24 protein-coding genes are annotated in these 24,384 nt (G+C 62.9%); 10 read left to right on the top strand and 14 right to left on the bottom strand.

Features of this window, described 5'->3' with window-relative positions; all coding sequences use genetic code 11:
• The first annotated feature begins 9 nt into the window (after window positions 1-9).
• The 6 genes from rbfA (at window position 10) to LB555_RS15755 (ending at window position 6,505) form a co-directional block, all read left to right on the top strand.
• The gene (rbfA, locus tag LB555_RS15780; RefSeq protein WP_015314005.1) at window positions 10-420 is read left to right on the top strand and encodes a 30S ribosome-binding factor RbfA; all 411 of its coding nucleotides are present in this window, start codon (window positions 10-12) and stop codon (window positions 418-420) included.
• Window positions 420-1,400, top strand: coding sequence for a tRNA pseudouridine(55) synthase TruB (gene truB / locus LB555_RS15775; RefSeq protein ID WP_015314004.1), 981 nt, complete (start codon window positions 420-422; stop codon window positions 1,398-1,400). The genes rbfA and truB overlap by 1 nt, the downstream gene beginning before the upstream one ends.
• Window positions 1,401-1,452: 52 nt before the next feature.
• Window positions 1,453-2,547, top strand: a complete 1,095-nt coding sequence (gene corA / locus LB555_RS15770; RefSeq protein ID WP_140787140.1) for a magnesium/cobalt transporter CorA — start codon at window positions 1,453-1,455, stop codon at window positions 2,545-2,547.
• Between the two features lie 181 nt (window positions 2,548-2,728).
• Entirely contained in the window at window positions 2,729-2,998 is a 270-nt protein-coding gene (gene rpsO, locus LB555_RS15765) for a 30S ribosomal protein S15 (protein ID WP_015314002.1), read from the top strand.
• Window positions 2,999-3,277: 279 nt separating this feature from the next.
• Window positions 3,278-5,425 (top strand): polyribonucleotide nucleotidyltransferase, encoded by a 2,148-nt coding sequence (gene pnp, locus LB555_RS15760; RefSeq protein WP_015314001.1) that lies wholly within the window; start codon window positions 3,278-3,280, stop codon window positions 5,423-5,425.
• Window positions 5,426-5,494: 69 nt separating this feature from the next.
• Window positions 5,495-6,505, top strand: a complete 1,011-nt coding sequence (locus tag LB555_RS15755) for a class I SAM-dependent methyltransferase (protein WP_224683217.1) — start codon at window positions 5,495-5,497, stop codon at window positions 6,503-6,505.
• A 116-nt stretch (window positions 6,506-6,621) separates the two neighbouring features.
• Here LB555_RS15755 and LB555_RS15750 read toward each other — a convergent pair whose 3' ends face one another.
• The 4 genes from LB555_RS15750 to fabA form a co-directional block, all read right to left on the bottom strand.
• Entirely contained in the window at window positions 6,622-8,166 is a 1,545-nt protein-coding gene (locus LB555_RS15750) for a putative bifunctional diguanylate cyclase/phosphodiesterase (RefSeq protein WP_140660649.1), read from the bottom strand.
• Between the two features lie 130 nt (window positions 8,167-8,296).
• Window positions 8,297-9,109, bottom strand: a complete 813-nt coding sequence (fabI, locus tag LB555_RS15745) for an enoyl-ACP reductase FabI (RefSeq protein WP_140660650.1) — start codon at window positions 9,107-9,109, stop codon at window positions 8,297-8,299.
• Window positions 9,110-9,140: 31 nt separating this feature from the next.
• Entirely contained in the window at window positions 9,141-10,361 is a 1,221-nt protein-coding gene (gene fabB / locus LB555_RS15740; protein WP_224683216.1) for a beta-ketoacyl-ACP synthase I, read from the bottom strand.
• A 49-nt stretch (window positions 10,362-10,410) separates the two neighbouring features.
• Window positions 10,411-10,929 carry a 3-hydroxyacyl-[acyl-carrier-protein] dehydratase FabA gene (fabA, locus tag LB555_RS15735; RefSeq protein WP_015313996.1) on the bottom strand — a complete coding sequence of 173 codons (519 nt, stop codon included), beginning with the start codon at window positions 10,927-10,929 and terminating at the stop codon, window positions 10,411-10,413.
• Window positions 10,930-11,171: 242 nt separating this feature from the next.
• On the opposite strand from fabA, the gene irrA reads away from it, so the two are divergent.
• A complete protein-coding gene (irrA, locus tag LB555_RS15730; RefSeq protein ID WP_015313995.1) occupies window positions 11,172-11,603 on the top strand; it encodes an iron response transcriptional regulator IrrA in 432 nt (143 codons plus the stop codon).
• A 28-nt stretch (window positions 11,604-11,631) separates the two neighbouring features.
• Window positions 11,632-12,033, top strand: coding sequence for a DUF4260 domain-containing protein (locus LB555_RS15725; protein WP_140787146.1), 402 nt, complete (start codon window positions 11,632-11,634; stop codon window positions 12,031-12,033).
• Here LB555_RS15725 and LB555_RS15720 read toward each other — a convergent pair.
• Window positions 12,006-12,566, bottom strand: coding sequence for an SH3 domain-containing protein (locus LB555_RS15720; protein WP_015313993.1), 561 nt, complete (start codon window positions 12,564-12,566; stop codon window positions 12,006-12,008). The two genes, LB555_RS15725 and LB555_RS15720, sit on opposite strands and share 28 nt — an antisense overlap.
• A gap of 148 nt (window positions 12,567-12,714) precedes the next feature.
• Here LB555_RS15720 and LB555_RS15715 point away from each other — a divergent pair, with 148 nt between their 5' ends.
• Window positions 12,715-13,716, top strand: coding sequence for a 2-hydroxyacid dehydrogenase (locus tag LB555_RS15715; protein WP_015313992.1), 1,002 nt, complete (start codon window positions 12,715-12,717; stop codon window positions 13,714-13,716).
• Between the two features lie 35 nt (window positions 13,717-13,751).
• Here LB555_RS15715 and LB555_RS15710 read toward each other — a convergent pair whose 3' ends face one another.
• The 9 genes from LB555_RS15710 to LB555_RS15670 form a co-directional block, all read right to left on the bottom strand.
• Window positions 13,752-14,237 carry a GNAT family N-acetyltransferase gene (locus LB555_RS15710; protein ID WP_181174098.1) on the bottom strand — a complete coding sequence of 162 codons (486 nt, stop codon included), beginning with the start codon at window positions 14,235-14,237 and terminating at the stop codon, window positions 13,752-13,754.
• Between the two features lie 2 nt (window positions 14,238-14,239).
• Window positions 14,240-14,992, bottom strand: coding sequence for a molybdopterin-synthase adenylyltransferase MoeB (locus LB555_RS15705; RefSeq protein WP_015313990.1), 753 nt, complete (start codon window positions 14,990-14,992; stop codon window positions 14,240-14,242).
• Between the two features lie 31 nt (window positions 14,993-15,023).
• Window positions 15,024-16,163, bottom strand: coding sequence for a DNA replication/repair protein RecF (gene recF, locus LB555_RS15700; protein ID WP_015313989.1), 1,140 nt, complete (start codon window positions 16,161-16,163; stop codon window positions 15,024-15,026).
• Between the two features lie 66 nt (window positions 16,164-16,229).
• Window positions 16,230-17,348, bottom strand: coding sequence for a DNA polymerase III subunit beta (gene dnaN, locus LB555_RS15695; protein WP_015313988.1), 1,119 nt, complete (start codon window positions 17,346-17,348; stop codon window positions 16,230-16,232).
• 199 nt (window positions 17,349-17,547) lie between these two features.
• Complete coding sequence (gene dnaA, locus LB555_RS15690; RefSeq protein WP_015313987.1) at window positions 17,548-19,092, bottom strand: chromosomal replication initiator protein DnaA; 1,545 nt, start codon at window positions 19,090-19,092, stop codon at window positions 17,548-17,550.
• A gap of 854 nt (window positions 19,093-19,946) precedes the next feature.
• Window positions 19,947-20,213 (bottom strand): 30S ribosomal protein S20, encoded by a 267-nt coding sequence (gene rpsT / locus LB555_RS15685; protein ID WP_015319343.1) that lies wholly within the window; start codon window positions 20,211-20,213, stop codon window positions 19,947-19,949.
• 179 nt (window positions 20,214-20,392) lie between these two features.
• Entirely contained in the window at window positions 20,393-21,166 is a 774-nt protein-coding gene (locus LB555_RS15680; protein WP_015319342.1) for an enoyl-CoA hydratase, read from the bottom strand.
• Window positions 21,167-21,199: 33 nt separating this feature from the next.
• Window positions 21,200-22,090 carry a bifunctional DNA-formamidopyrimidine glycosylase/DNA-(apurinic or apyrimidinic site) lyase gene (gene mutM / locus LB555_RS15675; protein WP_015319341.1) on the bottom strand — a complete coding sequence of 297 codons (891 nt, stop codon included), beginning with the start codon at window positions 22,088-22,090 and terminating at the stop codon, window positions 21,200-21,202.
• Entirely contained in the window at window positions 22,083-23,324 is a 1,242-nt protein-coding gene (locus LB555_RS15670; protein ID WP_224683215.1) for a phosphopentomutase, read from the bottom strand. Before LB555_RS15670 ends, mutM begins: the two co-directional genes overlap by 8 nt.
• 135 nt (window positions 23,325-23,459) lie before the next feature.
• Between LB555_RS15670 and LB555_RS15665 the strand changes: the two genes are divergently transcribed.
• Window positions 23,460-24,380 (top strand): phosphate/phosphite/phosphonate ABC transporter substrate-binding protein, encoded by a 921-nt coding sequence (locus LB555_RS15665; protein ID WP_224683214.1) that lies wholly within the window; start codon window positions 23,460-23,462, stop codon window positions 24,378-24,380.
• Window positions 24,381-24,384 lie beyond the last annotated feature (4 nt).

The raw sequence follows: 24,384 nt of genomic DNA, 5'->3' as shown, positions 1-24,384 counted from the left end.
TCGAGAAAAATGCCCCGTTCCACCACATCAAGCCCATCCCAGCGCATGTTGCGCGTCGGTGAACAGGTGCGCCATGCGCTCTCGGAAACCCTGCAGCGCGGGGACATCATCGACCCGTTGATTGAAAATACCGTCGTTTCGGTGTCGGAAGTGCGGATGTCGCCGGATCTCAAGATCGCCACAGCCTTCGTTTCTCCGCTCGGCGCAAAGGATACCGACGCCGTGATCGAAGCGCTGAACAAGCATGCCAAGTTCGTGCGCGGCCGCGTCTCCGGCGCGCTCCGGCAGATGAAGTACATGCCGGAGTTCCGTTTCCGGCTGGATACGTCCTTCGACAATTTCGCCAGGATCAACGACCTGCTGAAGTCACCCGAAGTGGCACGCGACCTGGATAGCGACGACAACAAGGAAGAAGAATAATGGGGCGTCGCGGCAAGAAGAAGGGCCGGCCGGTCTCCGGCTGGGTGGTGCTGGACAAGCCGGTCGGTATGGGCTCGACCGAGGCCGTCTCCAAGATCAAATGGCTGTTCCAGGCCGAAAAGGCCGGCCATGCCGGCACGCTCGACCCTCTTGCCTCCGGCATGCTGCCGATCGCGCTCGGCGAGGCCACCAAGACCGTGCCCTACGTGCAGGACGGCGCCAAGATTTACCGTTTCACCGTTGCCTGGGGACAGGAGCGGTCGACCGATGACCTCGAAGGTCCGGTGACGAAAGAGGCCGATCAGCGTCCATCGGAAGCCGATATCCGGGTGTTGCTGCCGAAATACACCGGCGTCATCATGCAGACGCCACCGCAATTTTCCGCGATCAAGATTGCGGGTGAACGCGCCTACGACCTCGCCCGCGAAGGCGAGACGGTCGACATACCGCCGCGCGAGATCGAGATCGGCCGGCTCGACATTGTCGAGCACAAGCCGGACCAGACGATTTTCGAGGTCGAATGCGGCAAGGGCACTTATGTGCGTTCGCTGGCCCGCGACATGGGCCGCGACCTCGGCTGCTTCGGCCATATCAGCGAACTGCGCCGGGTCGAGGTCGAGCCGTTTACGCCAGAGGACTTCGTCACCATCGCCGAACTCGAGGCCGCGCGCTTCGGCGCGCAAGGTGACGATAAACCGGATCCGGAGGCAGATGCCGCGGACGCAGTGGAGATGCCTATCGATTTCGGCGCCATCGACGGGCTTCTCGTCGACACCTCGGCGGCGCTCGACTGCCTGCCGCAGATCGCGATCAGCGACGATGCCGCGACCAAGATCCGCCTCGGCAATCCCGTCATCATTCGTGGCCGTGACGCGCCGGTGGAGGCGGAAGAAGCCTGTGCGACGGCGCGCGGCAAGCTCGTCGCCATCGGCGCTATCGAGCAAGGCATGTTCAAGCCCAAGCGGGTCTTTGCCGGGTGATCGGTCTGATCGCCATGGCGGTATAGGACAAGCAGGTTCGACGGGTGGTGGCATGGCAAAGGCCGAGGTGGTGAAAAAACGGGCGCCGGTGAAGACGAGGCGGCCCCCGGTTGGCGCCTCGCCCGGCACGCTGATCGCCGATCCGGCGGCGCGGCGCTCCGAACTGCGGCTGACCTTGATCTCGCCGCAGAAGTTCAAGACCATCGAGAACGCCAGCATCGACGATGTCGAGGCCAGTTGCCGGAAATGGCCGGTCATCTGGCTCGACTGCACCGGCCTTGCCAACATCCAATTGATCGAGGAGATCGGCCGCATCTTCAGCCTGCATCCGCTGGCGCTGGAGGACGTCGTCAACACCGGCCAGCGGCCGAAAGTCGACTTCTTCGAGGACCACGCCTTCGTCGTCATGCGCATGATCGACGATGTCACGTCGCATCGCTACGAGCAGATCGCTCTCTTCCTCGGCGAGAACTTCGTCGTCACCTTCCAGGAGCGCGAGGGCGATCCGTTCGATCCGGTGCGCAAGCGCATCGAGAGTTCGGCCCCGAACCGGTTGCGCACGCGCGGCGCCGACTATCTCGCCTATGCGCTGATCGACGCCATCGTCGACAGCTATTTTCCGCCGATCGAGGCTGCCGGCGACCTGGTCGACAGCATTGAGGACCAGATGCTGCATTCGACGCACAAGCACCAGATGCGGCAGCTGCACGAATTGCGGCGCGATGCCAATGTTTTGAAAGGCGTGCTGTGGCCCATGCGCGATGCGCTGGCAACGCTGATCCGCAACGACGTGGCCTATGTCACAGCCGAGACCAAGGTCTTCCTCAACGATACGCTCGACCATTCGCTCAGGCTGATCGAGCTGGTCGAGACCCAGCGCGACATGCTGACCGGCCTGATCGAAATGCATCTGTCGCTGAGCCAGGCCCGCACCAACGACGTCATCTCCTATCTCACCATCGTTTCGGTCATCTTCATGCCGCTGACCTTCCTGGTCGGCATCTGGGGCATGAACTTCGACCCCGCCAGCTCGCCATGGAATATGCCGGAGTTGAAGGCGTACTACGGATATCCCTTGTCTCTGCTGTTCATGGCTGCCGTCGCTGTCGGGCTGATTGCATTCTTCAAATGGAAGAAATGGCTTTGACCGGGTTTAAACCTGTCATTTGAGCCTCAAAAGCCGGCTTGTGAATTGGGCTGGTGTTTTTCTGGGAATTGCACTATATGCGCCGCAGCATAGCGCCTTGACGCTTTGCATGCACGGCCCCTGCTGGACGACATCCCGGCTGCGGGCGACCCGTTTCCTCAAACAGATAAGGAAAAACACGATGTCGATTACTGCCGAGCGCAAACAGGAATTGATGGGTGAATTCGCAACCGCCAAGGGCGATACCGGGTCTCCGGAAGTTCAGGTGGCCATCCTTTCCGAGCGCATCAAGAACCTGACCGACCATTTCAAGGACCACAAGAAGGATAACCATTCCCGCCGTGGTCTGCTCGCTCTCGTGTCCCAGCGCCGCAGCCTGCTTGATTATCTCAAGCGCAAGGACGACTCGCGCTATCAGACACTGATCGAGAAGCTCGGTCTGCGCCGTTGACGAATTGACCGGCGGGCTTTCTTCGGAGAGCCCGCCGGTCGCGCATTCTGCCAGTCGCATAGGCTGGCCAGACCCGGTTTCGAGCGTGCAAAGGGCCGTTCGAAACCGCCCATGGACGGTCATGGGGCAGGATTGCAGGACGCTCGCGCGCGCTTGTCGCGCCTAAATCACCCGAGCTTCCCGTTGTCTTGCCCGTGGCTGCCCGAGAAAGGAAGCCAGGCAAAGGGCATCCGCGCACCGTGAAACGGCGCGGCCCTTTCCGCTTATTAAGGACAAGACATGTTCAATCACCACAAAGTGGAAATCGAATGGGGCGGTCGTCCGCTCATCCTGGAGACCGGCAAGATCGCGCGCCAGGCCGACGGCGCGGTGCTCGCCACCTACGGCGAGACCAAGGTTCTCGCCACCGTCGTTTCGATGAAGGAGCCCAAGCCCGGTCTCGACTTCTTTCCGCTGACCGTCAATTACCAGGAAAAGACCTATGCCGCCGGCAAGATCCCGGGCGGCTATTTCAAGCGCGAAGGCCGTCCGAGCGAGAAGGAAACGCTGGTTTCCCGTCTCATCGACCGCCCGATCCGCCCGCTCTTCGCCGCCGGCTACAAGAACGACACGCAGATCGTCGTCACCGTCGTCCAGCACGATCTCGAAAATGACCCGGACATCCTGTCGATCGTCGCCACCTCGGCGGCCCTGACCCTGTCGGGCGTTCCCTTCATGGGCCCGATCGGCGGCGCGCGCGTCGGCTACATCAATGGCGAATATGTGCTGAACCCGCATGTCGACGAGATGCAGGAGTCCAAGCTCGACCTCATCGTCGCCGGCACCACCGATGCCGTGCTGATGGTCGAGTCGGAAGCCAAGGAACTCGGCGAAGAGCTGATGCTCGGCGCTGTCATGTTCGGCCACAAGGGTTTCCAGCCGGTCATCGACGCCATCATCAAGCTGGCGGAAGTTGCCGCCAAGGAGCCGCGCGACTTCACCGCGCCGGATTATTCCGCGCTTGAGGCCGAGATGCTGAAGATCGTCGGCGACGAGCTCAGCAATGCCTACAAGAACGTCGACAAGCAGAAGCGCTACGCCGCCGTCGACGCTGTCAAGGCGAAGGTCAAGGCCGCGTTTGCCCCGGCTGAAGGCGAGGACGCAAAGTACACCTCCGAACAGATCGGCTCGGTATTCAAGGAATTGCAGGCGAAGGTCGTTCGCTGGAACATCCTCGACACCGGCGCGCGCATCGATGGCCGCGACTTGAGCACGGTTCGCAAGATCGTCTCCGAAGTCGGCGTCCTGCCGCGCACCCATGGTTCGGCGCTGTTCACCCGCGGCGAGACCCAGGCGCTCGTGGTTGCCACGCTCGGCACCGGCGAGGATGAGCAGTACGTCGATTCCCTGACCGGCATGTACAAGGAGAAATTCCTCCTTCACTACAACTTCCCTCCCTACTCCGTCGGTGAGACCGGCCGCATGGGTTCGCCGGGCCGCCGCGAAATCGGCCATGGCAAGCTCGCCTGGCGCGCCATCCGTCCGATGCTGCCCTCCGCCGACCAGTTCCCCTACACGCTGCGCGTCGTCTCGGAGATCACCGAGTCCAACGGCTCGTCCTCGATGGCTACCGTCTGCGGCACCTCGCTGGCGCTGATGGATGCCGGCGTGCCGCTGGCCAAGCCGGTGGCCGGTATCGCCATGGGCCTGATCAAGGAAGGCGAGCGCTTCGCCGTGCTCTCCGACATCTTGGGCGACGAGGATCACCTCGGTGACATGGACTTCAAGGTTGCCGGCACCGAAGGCGGCATCACCTCGCTGCAGATGGACATCAAGATCGACGGCATCACCGAGGAGATCATGAAGATCGCCCTTGGCCAGGCCAAGGACGGTCGCCTGCATATTCTCGGCGAGATGTCCCATGCCCTGACCGGCGCCCGCCCTGAACTCGGCGAGTTCGCGCCGCGCATCGAGGTCATGCACATCCCGACCGACAAGATCCGCGACGTCATCGGTTCGGGCGGCAAGGTCATCCGCGAGATCGTCGAGAAGACCGGCGCCAAGATCAACATCGAGGACGACGGCACGGTCAAGATCGCTTCGTCGAACGCCAAGGAGATCGAGGCGGCGAAGAAGTGGATCCACACCATCGTCGCCGAGCCGGAAGTCGGCGAGATCTACGAAGGCACGGTCGTCAAGACCGCCGACTTCGGCGCCTTCGTCAACTTCTTCGGTCCGCGTGACGGCCTCGTCCACATCTCGCAGCTTGCCAACGACCGGGTCGCCAAGACCTCGGACGTCGTCAAGGAAGGCGACAAGGTCTGGGTCAAGCTGATGGGCTTCGACGAGCGCGGCAAGGTCCGCCTGTCGATGAAGGTCGTCGACCAGGCCACCGGCAAGGAAATCGCCCGCGACAAGAAGACCGAAGGCGAAGAAAACGCCGCCTGAGGCCTCTGACGGAAAAATCGAAGCGGGCGCGGCTTATGTCGCGCCCGCTTTTGTTTATGGAGCACGGCCATGTCCGCTGAAGCGTTGAAGACGCTTTTTCATCCATTCGAGGCCGAGGCTCTTTCCCCGCCGGGCAGGGACGAGCGCATTCTCTTCCTTGGCGCCGAACCCGCCCTGCGCTTGCCACAGGGCTTCGAGGCTACGCCGCATCTCGTACAGGGCTTTCGCCCGTATTTCCGCGCTTTGCAGGCGGCTGGCTTCACGGTCACGCCGCGATCGGCCGGTGAGGATTTCGATGCAGTGCTTGTGCTCGCCGGCCGCCATCGCGGCGAAAACGAACTGCGCATCGCCGAGGCTCTCGAGCGGGTGGCGGAGGGCGGATTGATCGTCATTGCCGGTGGCAAGGAGGATGGCATCGCAAGCCTGCGTAAGCGCGTCGGCGATCTTGTTCTCCTTGATAGCCACATGCCAAAATATCACGGCATTGCCTTCTGGCTGCGTCGTCCGGTTGATGTGCAAGCCGCCGCCGCGCTTCGCGCCGCCAATCCCGCCTTGCTTGTTGAGGACCGGTTCCGCACCGCACCCGGCATGTTCTCCTTCGACCGCGTCGATGCCGGTTCGAAACTGCTGGTCGACAATCTGCCCGGTGATTTGCGTGGCACCGCGGCCGATTTCTGCGCCGGCTGGGGCTATGTGGCGGCCGCGATGGCTGCCCGCTGTCCGGGCTTGTCGGCCCTCGATCTTCACGAGGCCGATTTCGATGCGCTGGAGGCCGCCAGGGGCAACCTTGCCAACACCGTGGCGCAGGGCTTCTTCTGGACGGATCTCCTGGCCGAGCCTGTCGAGCGCCGCTACGACGTCATCGCAATGAACCCACCCTTCCACCGCAGCCGTGCGGCCGAGCCCGAGATCGGCGTCGGCATGATCCGCGCCGCGGCCAAGGCCTTGAAGCCCGGTGGGCGCCTGTTCATGGTCGCCAACCGCCAGCTTCCCTACGAGCCGGTGCTGTCGGCCGCCTTTGCCAGCCACGCCGAGCTTGCCCGCGACGGCATGTTCAAGGTGTTTGTCGCACGGCGCTGACGCGATGCATTTAATGCGTGTCGCCCGGAAGTGTCATCGGTTCGGGGACAACGCCATCCATAAATCGGAAGCTTACAGCAGGTCGGGCGAATCCTATTGCCGCGACATGTTGTAGGTCAGTGTAGATTGGCGACGCGCCGGACTTCGTCGGTGGCGTGCCTGTCACCAGCGCTGAATTTGAGCGGCGCCGGCCGGCCGAACAGATAGCCCTGCACCACTTCGCAACCAGCTGCCCGCAGCAGTGTCGCTTGGTTCTCGGTCTCGACGCCCTCGGCAATGATGCTGACGCCAAGCGCCCGTGAAAGCCCGACAATGGTCGATACGACCGCGCCGGAGCTCGCATCGGTATCGATGCGGCTGACGAAGGAGCGGTCGATCTTCAGCTTGCCGAATGAGAAGTCGATCAGATAGCTGAGGTTGGAATAGCCGGTGCCGAAATCATCGACAGCGACCGAGATCCCCATCTCGGCGAGTTCTTTCAGGATGGCGGCCGCGCGGTCGCGGTCCTGCATCATCGCCGTCTCGGTGACTTCCAGTTCCAGCCGTGACGGCTTGATGCCGGTGCTCCGCATCGTGTCGCGCACAAGGCCGACGAAATCCTTGGTCATGAACTGGACCGGCGAGATGTTGACGGCGACGAAACAGTCGTCCGGCAGATGGCGGGCATCGCTGCAGGCCTTGCGCAGCACCCATTCGCCGATCGGATTGATCATGCCGGTCTCCTCGGCGATCTGGATAAACTCCATCGGAGGGATCATGCCGCGTTCGGGATGCTGCCACCGGATCAACGCCTCGTAGCCGACGATGCGGCCGGTCGGAAGGTCGAGCTGCGGCTGATAATGCAGGTCGAAATCGCCGCGCTCGAACGCATTGTGCAGTTCGGACTCGACCCATTGGCGATGGTCGGCCACCCGCCCCATATCGCTGTTGAAGACCGACCAGTTGCCAACCCCGCTGGCGCGCGCATTCTGCAGCGCCAGGTTGGAACGGCGCAGGATGAGGACCGGATCGATCCCATCCTTGGGCATCGCCACGATGCCCACCGACAGGCTCACCGATTGCTGGTGGGTGCTGAGTTCATACGGCTCCATCATCTCGTCGATGAGCCTCTCGACCATGCTTTCCAGGGTCCCCTGGATCTGGTGATCGGGAAGCAGCACCGCGAACTCGCCGGCCCCGATCCGCCCGATCAGTGCGCGCGCCGGCACGCAGTCGTGCAGCCGCTTGGTGAAGGCGCGGATCAGTTCGTCACCGTGAGTGTAGCCGATTGCATCGTTGATCTGCTTGAACCGGTCGATGTCGATGTCGATCAGGAACATCGGTTCCCCGGTGCGGCTTGTCGCGCATGCCGCCTCGGCGATCTTGCCGACCATCGCCGGGCGGGCCAGCAGTCCGGTCAGCTTGTCGAAATGGGTTTCGTTGAAGACGAAATCCGCCGATTCATCGACACCAGCAAAGAAGGACATCGCCGCCACCGATGCGGCCAGCGCACAAAGCGCGGCCATGATCGACACCATCATATCAGCCGAAATGCCGGCAAATCCGTCGCCGAGACCGTGCTTCAGCCCCCAGATTCCGAGGACGAAACTGCCAATGCCCGAACTTGCTATCGTGAGCAGTCGGAACACGGGTGTTCGCTTCGGGTTGATGGCGGCAGGCATGAAAAAGGTCCCCAGACGGGAGCTTTATAGCGGAAACCTTCTTAAAATGGGTTTCCGCGAATGAATCCAATTTTACCGGAGAGGATTATTTTCTTTACTGGCAAAAGACCCGCGTGACCGGGGCCGCTCGTCAGTCGCGGCCGCCATCCGTCTGCTTCAACTCGTCGAGGGTCGGCATCGACACGATATGGTAGCCGGAATCGACATAGTGGATTTCGCCTGTGACGCCGGAAGCAAGGTCGGACAGGAGATACAGCGCGGAGCCGCCGACCTCGTCGATCGTCACCGTCCGGCGCAGCGGCGAGTTTCGTTGCTGGTAGGAGAACATGTGGCGGGCGTCCGAAATGCCGGCGCCGGCCAGTGTACGCACCGGACCGGCCGAGATGCCGTTGACCCGGATGCCGCGCGGACCGTAGTCGTTGGCGAGGTAGCGCACGCTGGCCTCCAGGCCAGCCTTGGCGACGCCCATGACATTATAGTTCGGCATGACGCGGACCGAGCCGGCATAGGTCAGCGTGATCATCGAGCCGCCGGCGGTCATCAGGGGCGCGGCATTGCGCGCCACCTCGGTGAAGGAATAGCAGGAGATCACCATGGTGCGGACGAAATTGTCCCGGCTGGTATCGGCATAGAGGCCTTTCAACTCGTTCTTGTCGGAAAAGCCGATGGCATGGACGACGAAGTCCAGTCCGCCCCACGCCTTGCCAAGCGTCTCGAACGTGGCGGCGACCGAAGCGCTGTCCTCGACGTCGCAGGGAACGACCAGCGAAGCGCCGAGCTTGTCGGCGAGCGGCTTGACCCGGCGGCCAAAAGCCTCGCCCTGGTAGGTGAAGGCCAGTTCCGCCCCCTGTTCGGACAATTTCCTGGCAATGCCCCAGGCGATCGAATGATCGTTGGCAACACCCATGACAAGCCCGCGCTTGCCCTTCATCAATCCGTCCATGGCCGGCAATCCTTATATGAAAAACTTGGCCTTATGCGGAGTAGCGCTGGAAAACGAGCGTCGCGTTGGTGCCGCCGAAACCGAAGGAGTTCGACAGAACGGTGTCGATCCCTGCGTTGTCGATGCGCTTGCGTACGATCGGCATGCCCTCGAATTCCGGATCGAGCGTCTCGATATGGGCGCTTTCGCCGATGAAGCCGCCTTGCATCATCAGGATCGAATAGATGGATTCCTGCACGCCCGCCGCGCCCAGAGAATGGCCGGTCAGCGACTTCGTCGACGTGATGAACGGCATCTTCTCGCCGAACACTTCACGGATCGCGCCCATTTCCTTGGAATCGCCGACCGGCGTCGAGGTGCCGTGCGTGTTGATGTAGTCGACCGGCGTGGAAACCGTCGCCAGCGCCTGGCGCATGCAGCGGACCGCGCCTTCGCCCGAGGGCGCAACCATGTCGAAACCGTCCGAAGTGGCGCCGTAGCCGACGATCTCCGCGTAGATCTTGGCGCCGCGCGCCTTGGCGTGCTCCAGCTCTTCCAGCACCAGTACGCCGGCGCCGCCGGCTATGACGAAGCCGTCGCGATTGGCGTCGTAGGCGCGCGATGCGGTTGGGGCCCTGTCGTTGAACTTCGACGACATGGCGCCCATGGCGTCGAACAAGTCCGACATCGTCCAGTCGAGATCCTCGTGGCCGCCAGCAAAGACCATGTCCTGCTTGCCCCACTGGATCAGCTCGTAGCCATTGCCGATGCAATGCGCCGAGGTCGAGCAGGCCGAGGAGATCGAATAGTTGACGCCATGGATCTTGAACCATGTGGCCAAGGTTGCCGAGGCCGTCGACGACATCGCCTTCGGCACCGCGAAGGGACCGATGCGCTTGGGGCTGCCGTTCTTGAGCGTGGTTTCGGCCGCCTCGACGATGGTGCGGGTCGAGGGACCGCCCGAACCCATGACGATGCCGGTGCGCTCGTTGGTGATGTCGCTCTCGTCGAGGCCGGCATCCGCGATCGCCTGGTCCATGGCGACGTGATTCCACGCCGCGCCGTGGCTTAGGAATCGCATCGCGCGGCGGTCGATCATCGCCGAAGGATCGAGCGTCGGCGCGCCCCAGACCTGGCACCGGAAGCCATGTTCGGCAAAGGAATCGGAAAAGCTGATGCCGGATCTGGCGTCATGCAGCGAGGTCTGCACCTCGTTGGCATTGTTGCCGATCGACGACACGATGCCGAGGCCTGTGACTACGACACGTCTCATTCGCAACTCCTTCCAGGGATGCTGGCCAATGCGCGGGCCAGGGCTGCGGTCAAGCGACCGCCGACTGCTTGGACAGACCGACCTTCAGGTCCGTCGCCGCATATATGGGCTCGCCATCCGCCTTCATCCAGCCATCGGCGATGCCGAGCACCAGCCGGCCGCGCATCACACGCTTGAAATCAACGCCGTACTCGACCTTCTTGACCGATGGCGTGACCATGCCCTTGAACTTGACCTCTCCGGTCGACAGCGCCATTCCCTTGCCGGGTTCGCCAAGCCAGCCGAGATAGAAGCCGGTCAATTGCCACAGGGCGTCAAGGCCCAGACAGCCCGGCATGATCGGATTGCCGATGAAATGGCAGGCAAAGAACCACAGGTCGGGATTGATATCGAATTCCGCGCGAATGAAACCCTTGTCGAAGGCGCCGCCGGTCTCGCTGACCTCGGTGATACGGTCGAACATCAGCATCGGCGGGTAGGGCAACTGGGCATTGCCCTCTCCGAACAGCTCGCCACGAGCGCAGGCCAGCAATTCTTCGTAGTCGTAGCTGGATTTCGAACCCGCCATCAATTTCGTCCCCATATCGTCCGGGCGGTAGCGCGCCCTTGTCGTTGGTGTCCTAACACAATCTGTTTCAGGCCGGAAACCGGCGTTTGCGCTTAACCCGCCAGTCTGCCCGGGTCAATGCGCGCTATTGATCGCATTCGGGCGACAGAATATATGTCAACAGGGGTCCGGTTCCGGCAGACATTCATTTTTTTGCCATTCTGGGCGTGTCTTGAAGCGGGACTGCGAGCTTGGAAGACCAGATGGACCGGGGCTGCCGGAAGGAAAATGTCGCTGTGGACAAGCGGGTACGTGAAGCCGGCCTGAGGCCGACCCGTCAGCGCATTGCGCTGGCCGACCTGCTTTTCGCCAAGGGCGACCGCCATTTGTCGGCTGAGGAACTGCATGAGGAGGCGCAGGCCGCCGGCGTGCCGGTATCGCTGGCCACCGTCTACAACGCGCTTCACCAGTTTACCCAGGCGGGGCTGCTGCGCATTCTCGCCGTCGAAGGTTCCAAGACCTACTTCGACACCAACACCTCCGACCACCACCATTTCTACATCGAAGGCGAAAACAGGATTTTCGACATCGCCAACGGCCCGGTAACCGTCACCAATCTGCCGGAGCCGCCCGAAGGCATGGAGATCGCCAATGTCGATATCGTGGTGAGGCTGCGTCCCAAGCGTCCGGAATGATCGGCAAGGCCGGAATAAGCGGTCTGGGATGAAATTCCTCGATTGGATAGTCCGGCTCGAATGGGCCGTCGCGGCGGCTGCCGCGATCGTCTTCTATGGCGCGACAGGCGTTTCCTGGTGGCTCTTCGCGTTGCTCATCCTGGCGCCGGACCTGTCGATGCTGGGTTATCTCGGCGGCCCACGCGTCGGCGCCATTGCCTACAACGCCTTGCACATTCTGATCGTACCGGTGCTTGTGTTGCTTGCCGGGCACCTCGCCGGCAGTGCGGTCGGCAACGCCGTCGCACTGATCTGGATCGCGCATATCGCGATCGACCGCGCGCTGGGCTACGGCTTGAAGCTGTCAACAGGATTTCAGGATACCCATCTCGGCCGTATCGGGCGCAAAAGCGAGCGAGACGTTCAGTCCTTGACCCGCTCGCCCGGATAAGCGCCCCAGACGACCGACTGGGCAAGCCAGCCGGTGTGGCCGTCGAACGTCATCTCGCACCACTGGCCGTCGCAGGCTTTGATCGTGCCCATGACGCCGGGTTCTACGATCGCCACCACTCTGGCATCCTTTTCGGGGCTCTTGAGAAGGTTGATCTGGCCGCCCTTGCCGCGCTGCCAGGGAGCGACGATTGCGGTACGTCGGCCCGAAAGCAGCGACTGGTTGATCCATCCTTCCGAGCCGTCGGCGTCGCGCACGCGCCGCCACGTATCGAATTCCTGGATGATTTCCATGGGCAGGCCAGCCTTCATGTACATCCAGTCGACCGAATAGTTGGCGCCGGGGCCGACACGCGAGTTGACGCGGCCGGATTTCAGGCTGACGAATCGCGGCAGCGGCAGGCCGCTCGGTCCGAGCGTGATGGCGCTCTGGGCGGGAGCGGCCGCGCTTTGCGCGCCGGCAAGCGGAGAATAGAGAAGAGCGCCGAGAAATGCTGCGCTGAGGGCCAGGCGAAGCGACGCGAAACCAGACACTTTCGTTCCTTTCGGCACCGGCCCGATGGCTGCGGCACCCCTTTTTCTTTGTCTTCGGCGGCACCGCTTGTTACATGGGTAAATCGGCTACCGCGACCGGCTTTCAGTTTCGCCTGTCTTGGTTAAAGAGGTCTCAACGAGGGAAACAATGGTAGGCAAAAAGAAGCCTCTCGTGGTCATCACGCGAAAGCTGCCCGACCCGGTCGAGACCCGCATGCGCGAGCTGTTCGACGCAAGGCTGAACGTCGAGGACAGGCCGATGACGCAGCCGGAACTGGTCGCCGCGGTCAAGGAAGCCGACGTGCTGGTGCCGACCGTGACCGACCAGATCGACGCCGCACTGATTGCCCAGGCCGGCGACAATCTCAAGCTGATCGCCAATTTCGGCAACGGCGTCGACAAGATCGACGTGGCGGCGGCGGCCAAGAGGGGCATCACCGTCACCAACACGCCCAACGTGCTCACCGAAGATACCGCCGATATGACCATGGCGTTGATGCTGGCGGTGCCGCGCCGGCTAGCGGAAGGCGCCAGTGTGCTCACGGGCGACAAGAAATGGGCCGGCTGGTCGCCGACCTGGATGCTTGGCCGGCGCATCTGGGGCAAGCGGCTCGGCATTGTCGGCATGGGCCGCATCGGCACCGCCGTTGCCAGGCGAGCCAAGGCTTTCGGCCTGTCCATTCACTATCACAACCGGCATCGTGTGCTGCCGGCGGTCGAGGATGGGCTGGAGGCGACCTATTGGGAAAGTCTCGACCAGATGCTGGCCCGCATGGACATCATCTCGGTGAATTGTCCCTCGACACCCGCCACCTTTCATCTTCTGTCGGCGCGGCGGCTCGCGTTGCTGCAGCCCACCGCCTATATCGTCAACACTGCCCGCGGCGACATCATCGACGAAGAAGCGCTGGTCAAGCTGATCCAGGACGGCAAGATCGCCGGCGCCGGCCTGGACGTTTACGAGCACGAACCGGCCCTGAACAGCAAGCTCTTGAAGCTGGCCGCCAGGAACAAGGTCGTGCTTCTGCCGCATATGGGCTCGGCCACGCTCGAGGGCCGCATCGACATGGGCGAGAAGGTCATCATCAATATCCGCGCCTTCGTCGATGGCCATCGCCCGCCGGACCGCGTGCTGCCGCTCAGGACCTGAAAACCTTCCAGGCGCCGGCTCTCATAAACCGAAGCTTACGAAATGGTCTTGCGCATGGTGATGGACGTCGGCCTGTCATAGCCCTCATGCGCCGTCCGTTCGGTTTCGCGAAAGCCGAGCCGGGCAAAGGCGGCATGATTTGCGGCCAGTTCGATCCTCGTCTCCAGTTCGATGTCGGCCTTGCCGCGGCTGCGGGCCAGATCTTCGGCCGCTTGCATCAGCCGCCGGCCAATGCCTTGCCCCTGCCGGTCCGGGGCGACGGCGAGCTTGCCGACATAAAGACCCTCGGCCTTTTCGAGAGCAAAAACGCAGCCCACGATCCTGTCGCCGTCGAGCGCCAGAAAGCCTGTCTCCCGCAAGGCTTTGGCGCGCAGTGCTTCGACCGTGAGCAGGTGAGCCGACGACGGCGGGTCGATGATGCCGTCCATGAAGGCGAAGGCATGCATGATCAGGGCAAGCACATCACCCCAGCGGCCGAAATCGGCGGGGATTTGCGTGATCGAAACAGGGGGTTGTTCCAAGATCAGCGTCTTTTGTAGCGGATGGTCTCGAAGCGGGCGGCGAGCGCATCGTAAAGCAGCAGCCGGCCGATCAGCGGCTCGCCTATGCCGGTGACCAGTTTGATCGCCTCCATTGCCTGCAGGGTGCCGACGACGCCGGTCAGCGCGCCGAGCACTCCGGCCTCCGCACAGGACGGCACCAGGCCCGGCGGCGGGGCTTCGGGAAACAGATCCCGATAGCTCGGGTTCGGCTTGCCGTCCCTGCCGTCCTCGAAAGGCTTCAACACGGTGACCGAGCCATCGAAACGTCCGACGGCCGCATGCACCAGCGGCTTCCCTTCGCTGGCGCATGCATCGGCAACCACATAACGCGTCTCGAAATTGTCGGACCCGTCGACGACGATATCGTACTTGGCGACGAGGGCAGGGGCGTTTTCCGCGGTGAGCCGGAATGTGTGCGTTTCGACCGATATGTTGGGATTGATGCGGGCGATCGCAGCGCCGGCGCTCTGGGTTTTCAGCATGCCGACCGTATCGGTGCCGTGAATGACCTGCCGTTGTAGGTTGGAGAGCGAAACAGTGTCGTCGTCGACAATGCCGAGCGTGCCGACACCGGCCGCGGCGAGATATTCAAGCACCGGCGCCCCGAGCCCGCCAGCGCCGATCACCAGCACCCGCGCCTGCTTGAGCTTCTGCTGGCCAGCGCCGCCGACCTCGGGCAGCACGATGTGGCGGGCATAGCGTTCGATCTCGTCGGCGGTGAGGGCGGTAGTCATGTCAGGACCATATAGCGGCCGAAAAATATTGTCAGGGGTCTTCGGTTGGCCCAACCGTGCCATGGTCGACCGTCAGGAACTGAGCGCGGCCATGCAGGCTGGAAAACAGCGCCGCATCGGTACCCGTCATGAAAGCCTGGCAGTTCAGGTCTTCCAGGATCGAGAACAGTGCCGCGCGCCGGCCGCCATCGAGGTGCGCCGCGATCTCGTCGAGCAGCAGGATCGGCGTCAGGCCGGACATTTCGCCGGTCAGCCGGGCATGCGACAGCACGATGCCGACCAGCAACGCCTTCTGTTCGCCGGTCGAGCAGAGTTCGGCCGGCATTGCCTTGGGCCGGTGCCGGACCATGAGGTCCGAGCGGTGCGGGCCCTCGAGGGTACGTCCGGCGGCGCGGTCGCGGTCGCGGCCATCGGCAAGCGCCCGTCGGAACCGCTCCTCGACATCGACCGCCGGCGCACCGGCAATCTCGGCCTCCAATTCACCCGAAAGGCCGATATCGGCCCGCGGAAACGGTCCGGTGTCGGGCAGCCTGTCGATCATGGCCACCAGCAGGCGCACCAACTCGGCGCGCGCGGCCGCTATCGCCACGCCGGTCTCGGCCATCTGCGTCTCTATCGCCTCGAACCAGCTGGCATCCCGCGAGCCTTCCGTCAGCAAGCGGTTACGGCCTCGCATCGCCTTCTCGTAATCGAGTGCGCGCTGGCCATGGCCGGGATCGATCGCTAGCACCAGCCGGTCGAGAAAGCGCCGGCGATCCGCGGCCGGCCCGGTGAACAGCGAATCCATCGCCGGCGTCAGCCACACGACCCGCAGCCATTCCAGCATGTCCTCGGCCCGCGCCGCGGCTCCATTTATACGCACCCGCCTGCCGCTTTCCGCGGTGTCGCCCCCGGAAATGCCTGTACCGATCTCGACCTCGCCTTCAGGTCCGTCGAGCCGTGCATGCAGGGCAAAACCGCCATCGCCACCCTCACGGGCCACATCCCCGTAGGCTGCGCGGCGCAAGCCGCGTCCCGGTGTCAAAAAGGAGATCGCTTCGAGGAGATTGGTCTTACCGGCACCATTGTCGCCGGAAAAGACCACGGCGCCCGGCGCGACATCTATCGCAAGGGTCGCATAGTTGCGAAAATTGGTAAGCGTGAGCTTACTTATGTGGGTTTGTGCCGGCAACCGCTATCCGCCTGTAGAAGTCGCCGCAACCAAGGCCTAGTCGTATCGCCAGCGACGCCGCGCCGGCTATACCCGCATCGGCATCAGCACGTAAAGCGCGGTCTCATCGGCCATGTCGTGGATCAGCGTCGGCGAACCGGCATCGGCCAACATGAATTTGGCCTCCGTGCCGGTCAATTGCGCGGCGACATCGAGCAGGTATTTGGCGTTGAAGCCGATCTCGATCGGGTCGGCCGAATAGTCGGCCGCCAGTTCTTCCGTGGCGCTGCCTGAATCCGGATTGTTGACCGCAAGCGTCACCTGGCCTTCGCTGATCGAGAGCTTCACCGCGCGGCCGCGTTCGGAAGAGATGGTCGAGACCCGGTCGACCGCTGCGGCGAAGCTTTGGCGGTCGAGGATCAGCTTCTTGTCGTTGCCGGTCGGAATGACTCGCTGATAGTCCGGGAAGGTGCCGTCGATCAGCTTCGAGGTGAGGACGACGCTGCCGATGGTGAAGCGGATTTTGGTGTCGGACAGTTCGGTGGTCACGGCGACATCCGGATCGTCGACCAGTTTCTGCAACTCGCTCACTGTTTTGCGCGGAATGATGATGCCCGGCATGCCCTCGGAGCCGGCCGGCGCGTCAATCTCGGCGCGCGCCAGCCGATGGCCGTCGGTTGCCACCGAGCGCAGCTTCAGCTTGCCGCCGACTTCATGCGTGTGCAGGTAGATGCCGTTGAGATAGTAGCGTGTCTCCTCGGTGGAGATGGCGAACTGCGTCTTCTCGATCAGGCCCTTCAGCGCCACCGCATCGAGGCGGAAGATGTGCGAGAAGGATCCGGCCGAAAGCTCGGGAAAATCGGATTGCGGCAGGCACTGCAGGCGGAAGCTCGAGCGGCCCGACGTCACCGTCATGGCGTTGCCGTCCTCATCCGTCTTCAGCATTACCTCGGCGCCGTCGGAGAGCTTGCGCACGATGTCATAGAGCAGGTGCGCGGGGACCGTCGTCGCGCCGCCGCGCTCGACCTTGGCGGGCGTCGCTTCCGTCACCTCTAGGTCGAGGTCGGTGGCCTTCATTTCGAGGCTGGCGCCGTCCGCGCTGAGAAGCACGTTCGACAGGATCGGTATGGTGTTGCGCCGTTCGACCACGCGGTGCACGTGGTTGAGCGACTTCAGGAGATTTGACCGTTCCAGGATAACACGCATGACGAAACAGGCTCGCTTGAATGAATGAACGGGTCTCCGGCTGCCGGCGCCCCGCGAAAGCTCTGAACAGGCTTCAGAATCTACGCAAACTGACAGGAAAAAACCAGTGAACGCAAGCCCGCGCCACCGGTTCGGGCCGGTTGCGCGGGCTTTCTGGGGATAAAGCTGGCCAACCCCGCAAGCGGGCGCTTCTGGCCGGTCAGGCCTGGTCGTTGATCAGCCTTCTCAGCAATTCCAGTTCCTGCGCCAGCGTGTTGTCATTGCCGGAAAGGTCCTCGATCTTGCGCACGGCGTGCAGCACCGTCGTGTGATCGCGACCACCGAAGCGCCGTCCGATTTCCGGCAGCGAGCGCGGCGTCATCACCTTCGACAGATACATGGCGACCTGTCGCGGCTTGACGATGGTGCGCGTGCGCCGATTGGACAGCAATTCCGTCTTCGAGACGTTGTAGTGACGCGCCACGATGCGCTGAATGTCCTCGATGCGGACCCGCTTCGGCTCGCCCGTGCGATAGATGTGGCCGAGGATCTCGTCGATGCGGTCGATGGTGATCTGCGGCTCGAACGACTGGCGAAACAGGAGCTGGTTGAAGGCGCCCTCCAGTTCACGTCCGCTGCCGGTCACGGTGCGGGCAACGTGGTTGAGGATCTCTTCGGAAATGCCCAGCGATGCATCGTCGATCCTGGCCGTGGCCAGACGCAGTTTGAGCATGCCGAGCCGCATGGCGAAATCGGGCGCCGACATTTCGAGCGCGACGCCGCCATTGAGACGCGAACGGACCCGCGGTTCGAGCGATTCCAGCTCCGACGGTGGCCGGTCGGCGGCAACGACGACCTGCTTGGCGCTGTCGAGCAGCATGTTGATCAGATGACAGAATTCATGCTGGATCGATTTGCCCTGCAGGAATTGCATGTCATCGATGATTAAGAGATCGATGTCGCGCAACTGCTCCTTGAGCGTCAGTGCGTTGTTGTCGCGGATCGCCGTGGCGAAGCGCCACATGAAATACTCCGCGGTGAGGTAGACGACGCGTGACTTCGGGTTCTGCTTCAGCGATTCCGCCGCGATGGCCTGCAGCAGGTGCGTCTTGCCGAGCCCGACGGTGGCATGCAGGAAAAGCGGGTTGAAGCGTACCGCGCTCGACTGCGATTCCGCCACGGCCTTGGCGGCGGCGAAGGCAACGCGGTTCGACGGTCCCTCGATGAAGGAGCCGAACGTGTAACGCGGATCAAGCGGTGATCCCAGGACATTGTGGCGGAACTCGCTCTCGACCGGCACGCCCGGACGCGGCATCGGAGACCGCTCCACCCTACTTGGACTGACGGTGCCGGCGGCCAGCGCCGTCTGCGTCTGCCGCGTCATCTTGCGGGCCGGCGCCAATTCCGGTTCGGGCTGGCCGCGCCCCTGACGGGTTGCGGTGCGCACGACGATTTCGATCTTGAGAAGCTCGGGATCCTCGTGCTTCCACAGCTCTGAAATGAGATCATGATAGTGGCCGTTGATCCACGAGCGCAGGAATGCGGTGGGCACGGAGATGCGGACAATGCCCTTGGACGCTTCCGCGACCTTCATGCGCCCAAACCAGCTGGAATAGACTTCGGTTCCCAGGCGCGCCTTCAACTGGGCCTTGACCCGGTCGAACTTCTGTTCCGCGTCGCTGGAGACCGCCATCTCGTTTGCTCCGATCAAAGTTCCAGGAAATGGGAGGTCGCCCGTAAGCTCCCTTTCGATGCCGCTCTGCATGATCGAGTTCCTTGCCTTTCTGTACCTGTTTTTCGCTGGGGATGCGCCTCCTGCATCCTTTTCCGGCGACCGTGTCTTCGCTACGATGCCCATTGCCGCCGCCGGCAATGAACGTCGCCCACTATCCGACGGGAACCGGTGCCGGCCCATGGAAGCCAGTCCGCGTTGGGTATGTCAGGGCAATACAACACCGTCCGGCGAAAGAGCGCCGGCGCGCCGTCCTACCTGCCATGTCTAGTTACGCCAGTCCCCTACCGTATCGAAAAAGAGCAAACCATACCCGTTCGCGGACTTGATCCACGTCGCAAATCCCGCCAATTTAAGCTGGCCGCGTAAGGCTGGGTTAGGGCCAGAGGCCCGTCCCGTTCGATAGATCGACATTACCGAAATCGCTGTGGATAGGGCAAGGCCACGTCTAACGGATTTTTAAGGAATCTGGTTACCTCGGGCAGGTTGGAGCGCCATGCCGCAGCGGCATATTTTGACAAAGCCATTGGGATTCAAACCCTTTTCCGACGAATATGAAAAAGCCGGGCCGGCGCGAAATTTTCTGAAATAATTCACTTGACAGCCAGTTGTCCTCCCGTCTCTTCGGCGCGTTGTGGACAAGCTGTGGATGACTGTCGCTAACCGCTTGAAAAAAAATAGCTATTTGTGCGGAGCGTAGTCTTTTCAGTCGGCGCTTTTCAAGCGTGCCGGTCATCAGCGGGCATGTATGTGCCGGCAAATCATTTCGCACTCGGGAATCTGCACTTGGGGCTGTCTGCGGCTATTCTTTTTAAGTACTTGCCGGCAAACGAAAAAACCCGGCGCGATCGGCCGGGTTCGAAGAAGATCGTCCTGAAAAGGCGATGTCAGGCCGACAGCACCTTGAGGCGCTGGGCGAGGCGCGACACCTTGCGGGACGCTGTGTTCTTGTGCATCACGCCCTTGGTTGCGGCGCGCATCAATTCCGGCTCGGCTGCCTTGAAGGCGGCCTGTGCGGCGGCCTTGTCGCCGGAGGCGAGTGCCTCTTCGACCTGGCGCACGTAGGTGCGGACGCGCGAGCGGCGGTTCTTGTTGATCGCTGCGCGGCGGGCGATCTTGCGCGTTGCCTTTTTGGCCGAGGATGTGTTGGCCATGATGCCTCTCTTCTGATCTGGTCGGCGCACGCGGCGTGCCGCAGGGCGCAAAAAACAAACGGGCAGCCACGGGGCCGCCTCGGTTGGTGCGGCTTATAGTTCAGCTTTTCCGGCGCGTCAACGCCGACGGGCGTTCTTTTTGCCGATGCCACGGGTTTCGGACGCTGGCCCGCCACGCCCTACCGGTTGGTGAAATTCGGCTTCCGCTTTTCGGCGAACGCCGCCATCCCTTCCTTCTGGTCTTCGAGCGCGAAAAGCGAGTGGAACAGGCGGCGTTCGAAGCGCAATCCCTCGGCAAGCGTCGTCTCATAGGCCCGGTTCACCGCTTCCTTGGCCATCATCACCGATGGCAGCGAGAAATCCGCGATTTTGGCCGCCGCCTTGACGGCCTCTTCGACCAGCTCGGCGGCCGGAACGACCCGCGACACCAGGCCCGAACGTTCGGCCTCGGCGGCATCCATCATTCGTCCCGTCAGGCACATGTCCATTGCTTTCGATTTGCCGACGAACCGGGTCAGGCGTTGCGACCCGCCCATGCCGGGAATGACACCGAGCGTGATCTCGGGCTGGCCGAATTTGGCCGTATCGGCGGCAATGATGAAGTCGCACATCATGGCGAGTTCGCAGCCGCCTCCCAGGGCATAGCCGGCCACCGCCGCGATGATCGGCTTTCGTGCCCGCGTGAACTCTTCCCAGCCAACGAAGAAGTCCTGGCTGTAGGCATCCGCGTAGGAGATCGCCTGCATTTCCTTGATGTCGGCACCGGCGGCAAAGGCCTTGTCGGAACCGGTAACAACCACGGCGCCGATGCCAGGATCGGCGCAGAAACCGTTCACGGCCGAGACGAGTTCAGCAAGGATCCGGGAATTCAACGCATTGAGCGCTTTTGGCCGGTTCAGCGTGATCAGCCCGACCTTGCCACGCGTCTCGGTGATGATCGTCTCATAGTCCATGGGCTGCTTCTCCTTGCTCGACGGCGGTCTAGCTTACCTCTGACAGGTCCGGCAATAGAAGGTCGAGCGTCCGCTCTGCACGATACGTTGGACATGGCCGCTGCAGCCGGGCTTGGGGCAAGGCTCACCCTCGCGGTCGTACACGGCGAAGGAATGCTGGAAATAACCCAGCGACCCATCGGTGCGCACATAGTCGCGCAGTGAAGACCCGCCGGCCGCGATGGCGTCCGCGACGACCGAACGGATTGCCTCGGCGAGGCCTTCGCTTTGTTCCCTGGCCTTCTTGCCTGGCTTGGCGATGGTGCCTGCCTCGCGCAGGGGTGACAGCCCTGCGCGCCAGAGGGCCTCCGAGACGTATATATTGCCTAAGCCGGCGATCAGCCTCTGGTCGAGAAGCGCTGCCTTGAGCGGCGCTCTGCGGCCTTTCAGCAGCGAGGCAAGCAGAACGCCGTCCAGCGCATTGCCGGTGGGCTCGACACCCAGTCCGCCCAGCATCGGATGCGTCTCCGGCGGCTCTTCCGCAAACAGCATGAAACCGAAGCGGCGCGGGTCGTTGAAGATCACCCGGGAGCGCGCGCCGGCCGCGGAAACGACATGGAACACGACATGATCGTGCGCCGCGCTCTTCGAACGCTCATGATGGAACACGCCCGGTGTCTCGTCGTTGTCGCCGGTCTCGATGCGAAAGGAGCCCGACATGCCGAGGTGGCAGATCAGAACCGGACCGCCCTGCATATGCATGGTCAGATATTTGGCGCGCCGGCCAAGCGCCGTGACCGTCCTGCCCGTCAGCCGCTCCGAGAACCGTTCGGGAAAGGGGAAGCGCAGATCGGGTCGTCTCATCTCGACCTTGGCCAGATGAGCACCTTCCATGACCGGCTGCAGGCCGCGCCGGACTGTCTCGACTTCGGGCAATTCAGGCATGACCGCGAATCGTGGCGTGGAAGGACGTGCCGTTACGGCCGCGCGCCAGCCGCAGATGTTCGGCAACCGTCTCGCCGATATCGGCGAATGTCGCCCTCAGCCCTATGTCGCCGCCTTTGAGGCCGGGTCCAGTGCCGATGACCGGAATGCGTTCGCGCGTATGATCGGTGCCGCGCCAGGTCGGATCGTTGCCGTGGTCGGCGGTCAGGATGAGAAGGTCGCCCTGCTTCAGCTTCGCAAACGCCTCCGGCAGACGCCGGTCGAAGGCCTCGAGTGCGGCGGCATAACCGGCGACGTCGCGGCGATGGCCGAATTCGGTGTCGAAATCGACGAAATTGGCGAACACGAGGTCACCGTCGCCAGCCTCGTCCATGGCGCCCAGCGCCTGGTCGAACATGGCCATGTTGCCCGCCGCCTTGCGCACCTGCGAAATCCCGCGATGGGCGAAGATGTCGCCGATCTTGCCAACGGCGATGACGCGGCTGCCGCGCGCCGTCAGCCGGTCGAGCAATGTCGCTTCGGGTGGCGGCACGGCGTAGTCCTGGCGGTTGTAGGTTCGCTCGAAGGTGGCTGATGTCTCGCCGACGAAGGGGCGCGCGATTACCCGTCCGATCCTCAGCGGGTCAACCAGCCGGCGAACCACCTGGCACAATTCATAAAGCCGCTCCAGGCCGAAATGAACCTCATGCGCGGCGATCTGCAGGACGGAATCGACCGATGTGTAGCAGATCGGCTTGCCCGTGCGGATGTGTTCCTCGCCGAACCGCTCGATGATCTCGGTGCCTGGCGCATGGCAATTGCCGAGGATGCCTGAAACCTTGCCCTCGCGGATGATCGCCTCGGTCAGGTCGGCCGGAAAGGCGGGAACCGTATCCGGGAAATAACCCCAGTCGAAGCGTACTGGCAGGCCTGCGATCTCCCAGTGGCCGGAAGGCGTGTCCTTGCCGCTCGAAATCTCCTGCGCCGCGCCATGGAAGGCATTGGCGAGCAGGTCCGTCCCGAAATGAGCAAAACCCAGTCCTGTCGCCGTCTCGGCCGCCTTGCCAAGTCCCAGCGATGCCATGTGGGGGACGAACAGTGGTCCCTGACGAAGCCCGTCGCGATCGGCGCGCCCTTCCGCGCAAGCTTCGGCGATGTGCGCCAGCGTGTTTGCACCGGCGTCGCCATAGCGTTCTGCGTCGGCCGCGCCGCCGATGCCGAAGGAATCCAGGACAAAGAGGAATGCACGCGCCATCGGGTCATTTGTTGCCAGTGTGGACCTCAAGACATAGGGTTCCATGGCGGCCTTGGCAATTCGGAAGGCGCAAAGATCAGGTGTCGCGACCAGTTGGGCGCCCATGGACGAAACAAGAGGCAAGGCGGTCCTGTCATGAAGGCTGCGCTCAAGACATGGACTGCCCTCATGGCTGTGAACGGTGCGTTCTGTTGTGGACCGGCGTGGGCAGACTGGCGCGACGATATCGGCACATTTCGCATCGGTATCGTCGCCGAACCCGGCGCCGGCAATACCGTTCCGGGGCTGGCCGTGCTGACGCAAGCCTTTACCAATGCGCTCGGCATGAAGGTGGAATTCGTCGTTGCCCGCGATTACGCGGCACTGATCGAGGCACAGGCCAATGCGCGGATCGAATACGCCATCTATTCGGCGACCGCCTACGCCACGGCGCTGCAACGCTGCGAATGCGTCGAGCCGCTCGTAGCTCCGGTCGATTCAGACGGTGCGGCCGGCATCCGCTCGGTACTGCTGACCAGGGACGGCGAATTGCCCGGCCTGGCTGACATGGAGACCCGCCGGATCGCCATGCCGCCGCCGGACAGCGTCGGCGGTTCGCTTTTGCCGCTGGCGGGCTTGGCCGCCGAACACGTCAGGATCGCCGAAGACGCACCATTCCTTGTCCATGCCCCGTCGGCGTCGGCGGCTGAAACCATGCTCGTCGGCGGCGAGGCCGACGCCATGTTCGGCTGGGTGAAGGCAGCGGCCGACGGTCAGCCGCGACTGCCTGGGGGCACGCAGGCAAGGCTCGAATCGTCGGGCCTTTCGGCCTCGGCCCTTCAGGTCGTGTGGACGTCGGGTCTGCTGAGATACGGTCCCCATGCGGTGCGCGGCGACCTCGATCCGGAAGCCAAGCGTCGGCTGACCGTGTTCCTCACCAACCTCAAATCGACGACGCCGGATGTCTACGACCTTCTGGAGCCGAAGCATGCTGGCGGCTTCATGCCCGTGGCTCCCAAGGACTATGCGGCGGCGGAGGCCATCGTGCGGATGGTATCGGTCGATGGGCGGCAATAAGTCT

The organism is Mesorhizobium sp. BR-1-1-10, assembly GCF_020165595.1.
GTDB lineage: Bacteria > Pseudomonadota > Alphaproteobacteria > Rhizobiales > Rhizobiaceae > Mesorhizobium > Mesorhizobium australicum.
Note: the sequence above shows the minus strand (reverse complement) of the source record. Positions and strands in the feature narration are given on the sequence as shown.

Bases quoted from the DNA above. Each gene is read 5' to 3' on its own strand.
- LB555_RS15715 (WP_015313992.1), top strand. From the start codon at position 12,715: ATGGTAGGCAAAAAGAAGCCTCTCGTGGTCATCACGCGAAAGCTGCCC.
- dnaA (WP_015313987.1), bottom strand. From the start codon at position 19,092: ATGCAGAGCGGCATCGAAAGGGAGCTTACGGGCGACCTCCCATTTCCT.
- rpsT (WP_015319343.1), bottom strand. From the start codon at position 20,213: ATGGCCAACACATCCTCGGCCAAAAAGGCAACGCGCAAGATCGCCCGC.
- LB555_RS15725 (WP_140787146.1), top strand. From the start codon at position 11,632: ATGAAATTCCTCGATTGGATAGTCCGGCTCGAATGGGCCGTCGCGGCG.
- fabA (WP_015313996.1), bottom strand. From the start codon at position 10,929: ATGGCGGGTTCGAAATCCAGCTACGACTACGAAGAATTGCTGGCCTGC.
- dnaN (WP_015313988.1), bottom strand. From the start codon at position 17,348: ATGCGTGTTATCCTGGAACGGTCAAATCTCCTGAAGTCGCTCAACCAC.
- LB555_RS15665 (WP_224683214.1), top strand. From the start codon at position 23,460: ATGAAGGCTGCGCTCAAGACATGGACTGCCCTCATGGCTGTGAACGGT.
- fabB (WP_224683216.1), bottom strand. From the start codon at position 10,361: ATGAGACGTGTCGTAGTCACAGGCCTCGGCATCGTGTCGTCGATCGGC.
- corA (WP_140787140.1), top strand. From the start codon at position 1,453: ATGGCAAAGGCCGAGGTGGTGAAAAAACGGGCGCCGGTGAAGACGAGG.
- pnp (WP_015314001.1), top strand. From the start codon at position 3,278: ATGTTCAATCACCACAAAGTGGAAATCGAATGGGGCGGTCGTCCGCTC.
- LB555_RS15755 (WP_224683217.1), top strand. From the start codon at position 5,495: ATGTCCGCTGAAGCGTTGAAGACGCTTTTTCATCCATTCGAGGCCGAG.
- LB555_RS15750 (WP_140660649.1), bottom strand. From the start codon at position 8,166: ATGCCTGCCGCCATCAACCCGAAGCGAACACCCGTGTTCCGACTGCTC.
- LB555_RS15705 (WP_015313990.1), bottom strand. From the start codon at position 14,992: ATGACTACCGCCCTCACCGCCGACGAGATCGAACGCTATGCCCGCCAC.
- rpsO (WP_015314002.1), top strand. From the start codon at position 2,729: ATGTCGATTACTGCCGAGCGCAAACAGGAATTGATGGGTGAATTCGCA.
- mutM (WP_015319341.1), bottom strand. From the start codon at position 22,090: ATGCCTGAATTGCCCGAAGTCGAGACAGTCCGGCGCGGCCTGCAGCCG.
- truB (WP_015314004.1), top strand. From the start codon at position 420: ATGGGGCGTCGCGGCAAGAAGAAGGGCCGGCCGGTCTCCGGCTGGGTG.
- irrA (WP_015313995.1), top strand. From the start codon at position 11,172: ATGGACCGGGGCTGCCGGAAGGAAAATGTCGCTGTGGACAAGCGGGTA.
- fabI (WP_140660650.1), bottom strand. From the start codon at position 9,109: ATGGACGGATTGATGAAGGGCAAGCGCGGGCTTGTCATGGGTGTTGCC.
- LB555_RS15670 (WP_224683215.1), bottom strand. From the start codon at position 23,324: ATGGCGCGTGCATTCCTCTTTGTCCTGGATTCCTTCGGCATCGGCGGC.
- LB555_RS15680 (WP_015319342.1), bottom strand. From the start codon at position 21,166: ATGGACTATGAGACGATCATCACCGAGACGCGTGGCAAGGTCGGGCTG.
- rbfA (WP_015314005.1), top strand. From the start codon at position 10: ATGCCCCGTTCCACCACATCAAGCCCATCCCAGCGCATGTTGCGCGTC.